Annotated in this window: 12 protein-coding genes and 4 pseudogenes; 4 read left to right on the top strand and 12 right to left on the bottom strand. The window is 65.2% G+C overall.

Annotated elements, in window-relative coordinates; translation table 11 throughout:
- A partial coding sequence (locus JCM19049_RS04875; protein WP_279402485.1) for a phosphotransferase occupies nt 1-282 on the top strand: 282 nt, incomplete at its 5' end.
- A 10-nt stretch (nt 283-292) separates the two neighbouring features.
- Here the strand turns inward: JCM19049_RS04875 and purN are convergent.
- Nucleotides 293-865 (bottom strand): phosphoribosylglycinamide formyltransferase, encoded by a 573-nt coding sequence (purN, locus tag JCM19049_RS04870; protein ID WP_054820989.1) that lies wholly within the window; start codon nt 863-865, stop codon nt 293-295.
- 70 nt (nt 866-935) lie between these two features.
- Nucleotides 936-2101, bottom strand: a pseudogene (locus JCM19049_RS04865) (calcium:proton antiporter).
- Nucleotides 2102-2427: 326 nt separating this feature from the next.
- Here JCM19049_RS04865 and JCM19049_RS04860 point away from each other — a divergent pair.
- Nucleotides 2428-2949, top strand: coding sequence for a DinB family protein (locus JCM19049_RS04860; RefSeq protein WP_054820988.1), 522 nt, complete (start codon nt 2428-2430; stop codon nt 2947-2949).
- 34 nt (nt 2950-2983) lie between these two features.
- Here the strand turns inward: JCM19049_RS04860 and JCM19049_RS04855 are convergent, their stop codons facing one another.
- From JCM19049_RS04855 to JCM19049_RS18690, 8 genes and pseudogenes are all read right to left on the bottom strand, one after another.
- Entirely contained in the window at nt 2984-3325 is a 342-nt protein-coding gene (locus tag JCM19049_RS04855) for a DUF6350 family protein (protein ID WP_054820987.1), read from the bottom strand.
- An 80-nt stretch (nt 3326-3405) separates the two neighbouring features.
- Nucleotides 3406-3636 (bottom strand): annotated as a pseudogene (locus tag JCM19049_RS18695) (DUF6350 family protein); the annotation flags it as partial.
- Nucleotides 3637-3750: 114 nt separating this feature from the next.
- Nucleotides 3751-4269 carry a DUF6350 family protein gene (locus tag JCM19049_RS04845; protein ID WP_279402484.1) on the bottom strand — a complete coding sequence of 173 codons (519 nt, stop codon included), beginning with the start codon at nt 4267-4269 and terminating at the stop codon, nt 3751-3753.
- Nucleotides 4270-4380: 111 nt separating this feature from the next.
- The gene (locus JCM19049_RS04840) at nt 4381-5187 is read right to left on the bottom strand and encodes an aldolase/citrate lyase family protein (protein ID WP_279402483.1); all 807 of its coding nucleotides are present in this window, start codon (nt 5185-5187) and stop codon (nt 4381-4383) included.
- A pseudogene (locus JCM19049_RS04835) lies at nt 5172-5950 on the bottom strand (2-oxo-hepta-3-ene-1,7-dioate hydratase). The gene JCM19049_RS04840 and the pseudogene JCM19049_RS04835 overlap by 16 nt, the downstream one beginning before the upstream one ends.
- 157 nt (nt 5951-6107) lie before the next feature.
- Entirely contained in the window at nt 6108-6287 is a 180-nt protein-coding gene (locus tag JCM19049_RS04830) for a hypothetical protein (protein WP_054820984.1), read from the bottom strand.
- A gap of 23 nt (nt 6288-6310) precedes the next feature.
- A complete protein-coding gene (locus JCM19049_RS04825; protein ID WP_054820983.1) occupies nt 6311-6559 on the bottom strand; it encodes an NAD(P)H-dependent oxidoreductase in 249 nt (82 codons plus the stop codon).
- Nucleotides 6495-6791: a hypothetical protein gene (locus JCM19049_RS18690; RefSeq protein ID WP_279402482.1), complete on the bottom strand. Its 297-nt coding sequence runs from the start codon at nt 6789-6791 to the stop codon at nt 6495-6497. The genes JCM19049_RS04825 and JCM19049_RS18690 overlap by 65 nt, the downstream gene beginning before the upstream one ends.
- Nucleotides 6792-6945: 154 nt before the next feature.
- On the opposite strand from JCM19049_RS18690, the gene kynA reads away from it, so the two are divergent.
- Nucleotides 6946-7812: a tryptophan 2,3-dioxygenase gene (gene kynA / locus JCM19049_RS04820; protein WP_054820982.1), complete on the top strand. Its 867-nt coding sequence runs from the start codon at nt 6946-6948 to the stop codon at nt 7810-7812.
- Complete coding sequence (locus JCM19049_RS04815; protein WP_054820981.1) at nt 7799-8638, top strand: PaaX family transcriptional regulator C-terminal domain-containing protein; 840 nt, start codon at nt 7799-7801, stop codon at nt 8636-8638. The genes kynA and JCM19049_RS04815 overlap by 14 nt, the downstream gene beginning before the upstream one ends.
- A 2-nt stretch (nt 8639-8640) precedes the next feature.
- Here the strand turns inward: JCM19049_RS04815 and JCM19049_RS18685 are convergent.
- Both JCM19049_RS18685 and JCM19049_RS18680 read right to left on the bottom strand, forming a co-directional pair.
- Nucleotides 8641-9389 (bottom strand): annotated as a pseudogene (locus JCM19049_RS18685) (CoA transferase).
- Nucleotides 9368-9640 carry a hypothetical protein gene (locus JCM19049_RS18680; protein ID WP_279402486.1) on the bottom strand — a complete coding sequence of 91 codons (273 nt, stop codon included), beginning with the start codon at nt 9638-9640 and terminating at the stop codon, nt 9368-9370. Before JCM19049_RS18680 ends, JCM19049_RS18685 begins: the two are co-directional and overlap by 22 nt.
- Nucleotides 9641-9876: the final 236 nt, after the last annotated feature.

Here is a 9876-nt window from a genome sequence, read left to right as displayed (position 1 = left end):
CGCGGCACGGCTTTGGCACCGCAGCAGTTGGTGGTCTGCCACGGGGATCCGTGCGTGCCGAACACGGTGCTGGATTCGTCCGGCGATTTTGCCGCCCACGTGGACCTGGGGCTGCTGGGGGTGGCGGACCGCTGGTCGGATCTGGCGATTGCCAGCTACAGCATCGGCTGGGACATCAACTTCGGCCCCGGCTACGAGGAGCTCTTCTTCAGCGCCTACGGGGTGGCGCCGGATCGGGAGCGCATTGCCGCCTACCGGGCGTTGTGGGACGCGCCGGAATAGTGCGCCCGGGCTACGCCTTGTCGGCGGCCAAATCCGCCAGGGTGGCGATCAGCAGCCGGCGTTCAACCACCTTGATGCGCTCGTGCAGGGATTCCTCGGTGTCCCCGGGCAGCACCTCGACCGCCTCCTGGCGCAGGATCGGGCCGGTGTCCACCCCGGTGTCGGCGATGTGCACGGTGCAGCCGGTCACCTTCACCCCGTACGCCAGGGCGTCACGCACCCCGTGGGCGCCGGGGAAGGACGGCAGCAGTGCCGGGTGGGTGTTGATGTAGGTGCCCTCGAAGGCATTGATGAACTCCTCGTTCACAATGCGCATGAAGCCCGAGGAGATGACGTAGTCCGGGGCGTAGGACAGGCACTTTTCGGTCAGCGCATGGTTCCATTGCGCCCGCTCGGAATAGTCCTTGAAGTTCACCACGAAGGTTTCAATCCCGGCATCCGCGCAGCGTTGCACCCCCAGGGTGCCGTGCTTGTCCGCGCCGACCGCCGCAATTTCCACATTGGGCAGCTCGCCGCTGGCGATCGCGTTGATGACTGCCTGGAGATTCGAACCGGTGCCGGAAACCAAAACCACAATACGCATGGCTTCAATTCTACGGTGGCTGCGCCCGCCGCCGGGCACCGGCAAGGTGGGCGGGCGCAGCAGTGGCCCGCTAGGCGAACACCACCAGCCCGTAGACCACGAACAACGCCAGGTGGGCGGCCCCGTGCACGGCGGTGACCCGCTTCGTCCCGAACCCGGCCACGGTCATCAGCAGGGTCAGCCCAAGCAGCAGCAGGTTTGCCGGGGATTCACCGAGCACGACGCTTTGCCCGGTGAGCATGCCGATGACCAGCACGGCGGGAATCGTGACGCCCACCGTGGAGACCAGCGCGCCGTGGCACAGGTTGCTCACCCGCTGGATTTCCCCGTTCAGGGCGGCGCGCACCGAGGTGATAGATTCGGGCAGGAACACAATCATGGCAATCAGGATCCCGGACAGGGCCACCGGTGCCCCCAGCCGGCCCAGGCCGTCGTCCAGCAGGCTGGCCATGTCATGGGAGAGCAGTACGATCGGCAGCACCGTGATGACCAGCAGTCCCAGCCGCAGCAGCACTTCGGTGCGGTGGGTGGCCAGCAGCTGACCGATCGGGGTCCGCTGCGCACCGGCCTGGCCCGCGGTTCCGCCAATCCCCAGGCGCTGGATCACCTTGGGGTCCACCTCAATGAAGTCCCCGGACTGCGCCCCCATTTGGCGGTACAGGAAGTAGGCGTACAGCACGACGGTGAGCAGAACCAGTGGGATCTCCTGCGCGGTGGTGTAGCTGCCCCCGGTGCCGATCAGCGCCGGCAGGGCGAACGCCAGGGAGGTGAGCACCACCAGCATCGCCAGGTAGGCCGAGGCACCGGTGCGGTTGGGGCCATGGCCCCGTGCCGGGTGCCTCCCACCAGCAGGGACAGGCCGATCACCAGGTTCATGATGATCATCGACACTGCCATGACCGAGTCGCGGGCGATCGTCGAATGATCGCCCGGGCCCAGCATGACCGCGGAAATCAGGATGACTTCGATCAGCACGATGGACAGGGTCAGCACCAGCGAACCGTAGGGGTCTCCCAGCCGGCGCGCGAGCTGCTCGGCTTCGTGCACCACCCCGAAGGAGCACAGCAGGATGACCGCGACGATGACTGACAGGGCCAGCACCAGCAGCCCGCCGGGCACCGGTGGGGCGAGGAACCGTCCCAGCCCGAGCAGCAGGAAGAAGTTGCCCCAGCCAAGGATGAGACGGAGGATGGCCACCGGGGTGACGATTGATCGCAACAAGGAAGTGGAACGCAAGGGTTCAGAACCTATTCCATGGGGTCGTCCCCATGTCGAGCGAGCGGACGGGTCGTCCCGACCGGAAAAACGGCAATGTGCCTGCCTTCAGGGTAGAACAGTGGGCAGCGGGGAGCCAATCGATGGCCCGGCACCGCGTGGTGCTGGCCATGGGCCCAGCCCCCCGCCTGGGCTACCGGCCGGCAGGCGGCGCACTGGCGCTCTTGACCCAGGAGGTTGCTTGGGTGGCAGCTCAAGAGTCAGCCGGAAGACACTGGACATCCCTCGGAATGCGTCGGCCACGGCCCTAGACTGGAGCCACCATTCTTCGATTCCCAGGAGGAGCAATGGAAGGCATCGTCCCCGACGACAAGGACTGGACCGTGGTGCTGGATGAAATCTGCACCGAATGCGCCCATGACGTGCGCTCGACGACACCGGAGGAAATCGTCGATGAGCTGCCGGACAAGGTGGACCGCTACCTGTTGGCCCTGCACCGTGAGCACGCCCGCGAGCGCACCGATCCCTCCCGCTGGAGTGTCCAGGAATACGTGGTGCATGTGGCGGACATGCTGCGGGTGATGGTGCTGCGCTTTAATCTGATGCTGGCCGAAGACGAACCCACGTTCCCGAACTGGGACCAGGATGAGGCGGCCGAGCAGGCCCGGTATAACGAGCTGGATCCGGAGGAGGCGGCCAGCCGGCTGCGTGCCGCCTCGGCGATGTTCATGACCCGGCTGGATGGGATTTCACCGCATGAGTACTCCCGCAAGGGACTGCGCTCAAACGGCGCCGCCTTCACGGTGGCCAGCCTCGCACAATACGCTTGGCACGATGTGCTGCACCACTTATGGGACATCAAGGCGTAGCGGCCGCCGTGCCCGGCCCGGAGGAAGGACCTGGCTACCCTTCGAGCACCGGGTCCGTTTCAAACAAGGGCGCAATCAGATAGCCGATCGCCGTGCCCAACCCGACCTGCAGGGCCAGCCATCCGGCCGAGGCCCACAGGTGCGGGCCCACCTCGGTCAGCCGACCCACCGCCAGTGAGCCGGAGGACAGCCACGCCCCGGCCAGGCTCAACACCCCGGCAACAATGCCGGTGAACACCGACAGCGCCGCGGTGGAGGTGGCCAGTGAAAGCCAGTGGTAGGGGATGCGGCGGGCGAACCAGTCCTCCAGGTGGTTCTCCCCCACCCGCAGGAAGTACCAGCCGGCTGCCACCCCGGCCAGCACCGGCAGCAGCATGAACAGCCAGAAGTTTCCATGGTCGCCGGAGGCAGCGCAGCCAGCAGCGGAATCGAGGGCAGCGGTCCCACGGTTGTCTCCAGGGTGGACAGCGTGCTGCCGGTGCCGATGGCGAACCCGCCGCCGCTGATCCAGGACAGCACCCAGAACACGGCATTGGGGATGAACCCCAGCTGCAGCAGGGTCAGCGCAAAGGAACCCACCGCCCCAGGCCGCAGTTCCTGGTACACATTGGCCACGTCCACCCAGTGCGTGCCCACCGCCACGGAAAGCACCACCCCGCTGATGCCCACGGCCGCGACATACCCCACGAACCCGGCCACGATCACGTGCCAGACGTAGGAGCCGGCCCAGCGCCGGTGCGGGGAGATGCTGGTCAGGTACTTGGCCGTATCGATTCCGATCAGCCTCCCCCAGGACCGGCTTCACGCCGGGCACCGATAAGCAGTCCGAAGAACACGATCACCAGCGGCAGCAGCGCCGCGGCCACCACGTTGACCGACGCGTAGTCGTTGCTGACCAGGAACCGGTGGCCAGGCCCACCAGCCATAGGCGGTGAAGGCGCCCAGCAGGCCCTGCCAGAGCTGGTCTGTGTAGGAGGCGCGGGCGATGCGCCGCCCGGCGCGCATGGCGAAGAACAGCGGGATCAGGCTCAAACCCAGCGGAATCAGGGTGAACCACCCGGAGACCGAACTCGGGTCGGTTTCCGGGCCGAGGTTGTGGATTTGGATCGGCACCCCGTGCACGGCCAGCCAGATCAGTCCGCCGAACTGCATGATCGTTTCGAAGGATTCCTCGCTGAAGCCCCCGCTGAAGTAGACCGCGATCAGCGGCACCAGCAGGATGGCAGCGACGAACACCACCGATTGCAGAATCTCAAATACTCCCTGCAGCATCAATGGCATCGGCCAGCCATTGCGCAGGCGCAGCATTACTGCCTTCATGGGTTTCTTTTCGCGGCTCATTAAAAAACAATGTTGCCACCATTGGCGTCGTGCTTTGCTCTGCGACGCGCAATGACGGCAACTGCTGGGGTAGTGCTGAGGTTGACCTGCTCAGTAGCTGGCCGGGGCGTCCGTCGGTCGTTCCTCGCCAAAGGACGCGGCCAGCGCCTCGCTGGCGCGGGCCAACAGCGCCACGTCGGCCCCGACCCCACGTAGTGCCCCGGCGTCGATGTAGCGCTGGGCGGTGGACTTGTCGAACGCGTTGACGCCCACGAACTTGCCAGCAGCAAGTCCGGCGTTGATCGACGTGGTGACGGCCTGGACTACGTCCGGGTGGCCCTGCTGGCCGATGACTCCCATGGAGGCGGCCAGGTCCGAGGGTCCGATGAAGATCCCGTCAACACCTTCGGTGCCCACGATCTGTTCCACGTTCTCGACCGCTTCGGCGGATTCGATCTGGACCATCAGCGTCAGGGTTTCCGAGGCACGCTGCAGGTAGCCGTCGATGCGGTTCCAGCGGGCCGAACGGGCCAACGCCGAACCCACCCCGCGCACCCCGTGCGGAGGGTAATGGCAGGCGGCCACCGCGTTGCGCGCGTCCTCGGCGGTGTGCACCATGGGGATGATCAGTGACTGGACGCCCAGGTCCAGGTACTGCTTGATCAAGACGGTGTCGTTGAACGGCGGGCGGACCACCGGCACCACCGGGTAGCTGCGCACCGCCTGCAACTGGGCCAGGATGCTGGACAGGTCGTTGGGTGAATGCTCCGCGTCAATGAACAGCCAGTCAAAGCCGGCTCCGGCGCAGATCTCGGCGTTCAGCGCCGACCCGGAGCACACCCAGATGCCCAGCAACGCCCGGTCCGCGCCGTGCAGCGCGTCCTTGAAGGAGGGGTCGGGTTCTACTCGAAATGGCATGTCACGGTTCCCAACGGTCCGTAGTCGGCGAAGACGGTGTCGCCCTGGTACACCCACATCGGGCGGGTGAAGGAGCCGGCGAGGATGATCTCCCGGCCTGCAGCTTGTCGCCGTGCGGGGCGATCTTGTTGGCCAGCCAGTACACGCCGGCGGCCGGGTGGTTCAGTACGCCGGCCGCGACGCCGGTCTCCTCCACGGTCTGGTTCTTGAACAGGATGCCCGAAACCCACCGCAGGTCCAGGGTGTCCACCTTGACCGGGTTCCCGCCGATCACCATGGCACCCATCGCGGCGTTGTCGCTGATGGTGTCCACAATGGTGCGGCCTTCCATCTCAATGCGCGAGTCGAGGATTTCCAGTGCCGGGATCACGTATTCGGTAGCCTGCAGCACGTCAAAAATGTTCGCATTCGGGCCTTCGATGTCCTTGTTCAGCTTGAAGGCCAGTTCCATTTCAATGCGCGGGTGGGTGTAGTCCTCCCACTGCACCGTGCAGCCAGAGTCCAGCACCATGTCATCGAAGATGATCCCGTAATCCGGCTCGGTGATGCCGGTGGCCATCTGCATGGCACGGGAGGTCAACCCGATCTTGCGTCCGGCCAGCACCCGTCCGTTGGCTTCCGAGCGCTGGCGCCACAGGTTCTGGACCCGGTAGGAATCCTCCACGGTCATTTCCGGGTAGCGGGCCGTGAGCCGCGGCACCGGGGTGCGCGTGGCACCGGCCTGGACCAGCTCATCGGCGATTGCGTGATCGTTTCCTCGGATAGCATCGACGGATCAACCTTTCACATTCGATTCGTTGCCCTGCGAGCCGGATCACTTCACGGCTCGTAAGGGGAATGCTATCGAGGATGCCGACGCTTTGGCACATCGTACTTAGATTCCCGGCCCGCCAGGGCGGGCCGGGAAAGCCGATGTTCCTTTAGGAGTTGATGCCCGAACGAACCTGTTCCAGCAGCTGTTCGAAGGGCAGCGACGTCATCTCGTCACGGGACGAGGCGTTCTCGCTGACCCGGGGCGCAATCGAGCGGGTATCTCCCAGATCCAGGTCCGCGCTCAGCCCCTTGCTGCCGGCCAGGGTGGCCACCACTTCGCGGGCCACGCGCTGTTCGCGTTCGGCCAGCGTTACCGACCCTGGTCCGCACCCCAATCCTCCGAGGAGGCGAAGACGGTGGTGGGCAGGATATGGGTGCGCAGATAGGAGAAGATCGGGCGCATCGCGTAGTCGATGGCCAGCTGGTGGCGGGCGCTGCCGGCGGTCGCGGCCAGCACGACCGGCTTGCCTTCCAGCGACTTGGGGTCCAGCACATCAATGAAGGACTTGAACAGGCCCGAGACCGAGGCGGTGAAAACCGGGGAGACGGCGATCAGCACGTCGGCGCCACCACCGAGTCGATGGCCTGCTGCAGTCGGGGCGGGGCGAAGCGGCGAGCAGGGTGTTGGTGATGTCCGTGGCGAAGTCGCGCAACTCGATGACATTGATATCACCCTGCACGCCGGTGACGGCCAGTTCACGGGCAACGGCGTCCGCCAGCTGGCGGCCCAGCAGTCCGGAACTGGAGGGGGTGCCCAGTCCCCCGGAAATCACAACAATCGATTCGCTCATCTCATACCCTCCCGTAGTTCATGCGTTTGCATACAAAACACCCTTGTCTGCAAAAACATTCCCGTGGACTCAAGGAGATGCCCCTCATGCAGCCGCCATCCGTTCACGGTTTCATCATTGTGACGGTCGCCATGATATTGATACAGTTTGAGGTATGACTACTGAGCAGCAGGGCACCAACCAGCGCGACATTGAACCGGGAGTGCACACCGACTTCCACAACACAATGTCCTACGGCAGCTACTTGGATCTGGAACGGATCCTCTCCGCCCAGCATCCGGTGAGCCAGCCCCAGCATCATGACGAGATGCTGTTCATCATCCAGCATCAAACCAGCGAACTGTGGCTGAAGCTGATGCTGCACGAGCTGATGGAGGCCCGGCGCCTGCTGACCCAGGACGAGATCGGCAAGGCGCTGAAGTGCCTGGCCCGCGTGAAGCACATCCAAAAGACCCTCACCGAGCAGTGGTCGGTACTCGCTACCCTGACTCCGCGTGAATACGCCCAGTTCCGCGGGTTCCTTGGCTCCTCCTCCGGCTTCCAGTCCTTCCAGTACCGTGCGGTGGAGTTCATCCTGGGCAATAAGCACGCGGGAATGCTCAAGGTGCATGAGGCCGATCCCAAGGCGCACCAGTTGCTGGAGCAGCTGCTGCATGAGCCCACGCTCTACGATGTGTTCCTGGCCGCGCTCTCGCGCAAGGGGTACGCCATTCCGGCAGAAGTCCTGCACCGCGACGTGACCAAGGCCTGGGAATTCCAGCAAGGGTTGATCCCGGTCTTCAAGGATATTTATGAATCCGAGGACACCTTGTGGAGCCTCTATCAGGCCTGCGAGGACCTGGTGGACGTGGAGGACAACTTCCAGGCTTGGCGCTTCCGCCATATGCGGGTCGTACAGCGCACCATCGGCTTCAAGACCGGAACCGGTGGATCATCCGGGGTTGGCTTCCTGAAGCGGGCCCTGGACCTGACCTTCTTCCCCGAGCTCTTCGCGGTGCGCACCGAAATTGGCGCCAGCTAACGCACTGGCCGCGTTCACGCTGGACGACTTTGAATCCCGCAGCGGCAGCGCGACCTCCATCATCCGCACCATCGCCGGCCTGTACCTGCGCCATCACGAGGCCCCGATAGCTCGCGCCACCGTGCTGGAGCTGGCAGTTGCCGCCGGCGTAAGCCAACCGGCGGCCCAAACCGCCCTGTCTCGACTGGTGGACCGGGGGCTGCTGGGCACCAGCGGTGACGGGGCCATCCACGTCACCGCACCGGCCCAAGCCATGTTTGCCCGCGGCAACCGGCGCATCTTCACCCCCCGGCAGATGAGCGCCCATGATGGGTGGACCCTCTTGACCTACTCCGTGCCCGAATCCCTGCGCCCCCTGCGTCACCAACTGCGCAAGCACTTCGGCCAGCTCGGCGGCGGACAGGTATCGGCCGGGGTATGGATCTTTCCCGAATACCTGCACGATGAGGTCTCGGCCGTGGTTCAGGCCCTGCAAGCCAGGAACCACGTCACGGTGTTCCGCGCCCACACGCCCGACTTTCCCGGCTCAGCGCGCACTGCCGCCGAGCAGTGGTGGGACCTGGAGCGGCTGTCACGGCGACACGAGGACTTCCTGCAGACCGTCTCGACCATGGACCAGGACCGTGAGCTCACCGACGCCCTGGCCTACCACCACTATGTCCGACTCATCGATGCCTGGCGTGCCATTCCCTACCTGGATCCCGGGCTGCCGGCCTACATGTTGCCGGGGACCTGGCCGGGCAGCACCAGCCGGGAGCGATTCCTCAAGTTATCGCGGCGCTTTGCCCACAGCGCCGACGACTATGCCAGGGGGCTCATCATTTAGACCTATGAAGGTTCCCGGGTGTCCCACACCGGTTCGTCCGCGCCGTAGGCCGGTGGAGGCCCGGGATAGTCAACGGTGCGGTGCCTCCTATTAAAAGGAGGTGGCACGTAGGTCAGGGTTCCATACGGGCTCGGCATCGACCGCAGTGGCGCGTCCGGCAGCCGCTCCTCCCTAACCTGCGACACCGGGGCGTCAATGAGTTCCCTGGCGGTGCGTGCCAGCGCGAAATGGGCCACCCCGCACTTTCCGCTGCGAGTGCGTTCTGTAAGCAGGGCGATGGCCGCTGCCGCCATGCCGTACCCGGTGGCGTAGTCCAGAGCCTGCACGGGCAGGGCGCCGGGCGCACCACCCGGCGCTCGATAATGTTCTGCAATCCCGGTGGCGGCCTGAACGATGCTGTCAAAACCGCGTCGCCCGAACCAGGGGTTCGCATCCCCCAGGCATCGAGGGTCACGAGTACCAAGTACGGGAAACGTTCCCGTAGGCCCTGAACGGATAGCCCATGGCGTTCCAGGGCCCCTGGGCGGTAGCCGAGCAGAACAGCGTCCGCCTTGGATAGAAGGTCCTCCAGCTGCCTTCGTCCGGCGCGGCTGTCGGCATCCACCGTGGCGCTTCGCTTCCCGAAGCCGGTCTCGATGTGCTGTCCGATGATTTCAGGCAGCTGAGGCGGGTCAATCCGCAAGACACTGGCCCCAAACACGGCTAGCGTGCGGGCAGCCGTAGGGCCAGCTAGGACCCGGGTGAAATCCAGTACGCGAAGGCCGCGCAGAGGGGCGTCGCCGGTGGGCCCGGGCTGCCATGATCGCGTTGGCCCCCAGATGCCATATCGAACTCGACCCAGTTCGGCGTGCTCGGACTGCCGCGCTCGATCATGGCATTCCACTCGTTGCGTGTTCTTACGGTGGCGGCCACTCCCCCGGCATTCACAATTTTTTGCTCGGCCTCTAGCGCCGTCAGTTCCCGCAGAGACTGCTCCACATTGCCATCCGCCCCCAGCCCCAACCCGCGCAGCAGGGCCTGCTCGTGGTGCGGGTAGTTGGCATGCGTCCTGATCCATCCCTCGGCGCAGCGAAAGAACCCGGAATGAGGCGCAAAACCCGGGATGGCTGGGAATCGACACGAAGCAGCCCGAAGGAGTTGAAGGCCTGCGCCACCCGGTGCGCTGGCGTCGTCACCCGGTGCGCGCCAGCGCCACAGCACTCAAGGGCCTGCACGCATAATTGGACCGCAGCCAGGGC

This window comes from Arthrobacter sp. JCM 19049 (assembly GCF_001310435.1).
This window is presented reverse-complemented; position numbering and strand designations above follow the sequence as displayed.

Coding starts and splice junctions, on each gene's coding strand:
- purN (WP_054820989.1), bottom strand. CDS start 865: ATGCGTATTGTGGTTTTGGTTTCCGGCACCGGTTCGAATCTCCAGGCA.
- JCM19049_RS04860 (WP_054820988.1), top strand. CDS start 2,428: ATGGAAGGCATCGTCCCCGACGACAAGGACTGGACCGTGGTGCTGGAT.
- JCM19049_RS04855 (WP_054820987.1), bottom strand. CDS start 3,325: ATGCTGCTGCCGGTGCTGGCCGGGGTGGCAGCCGGCTGGTACTTCCTG.
- JCM19049_RS04845 (WP_279402484.1), bottom strand. CDS start 4,269: ATGAAGGCAGTAATGCTGCGCCTGCGCAATGGCTGGCCGATGCCATTG.
- JCM19049_RS04840 (WP_279402483.1), bottom strand. CDS start 5,187: ATGCCATTTCGAGTAGAACCCGACCCCTCCTTCAAGGACGCGCTGCAC.
- JCM19049_RS18690 (WP_279402482.1), bottom strand. CDS start 6,791: ATGAGCGAATCGATTGTTGTGATTTCCGGGGGACTGGGCACCCCCTCC.
- kynA (WP_054820982.1), top strand. CDS start 6,946: ATGACTACTGAGCAGCAGGGCACCAACCAGCGCGACATTGAACCGGGA.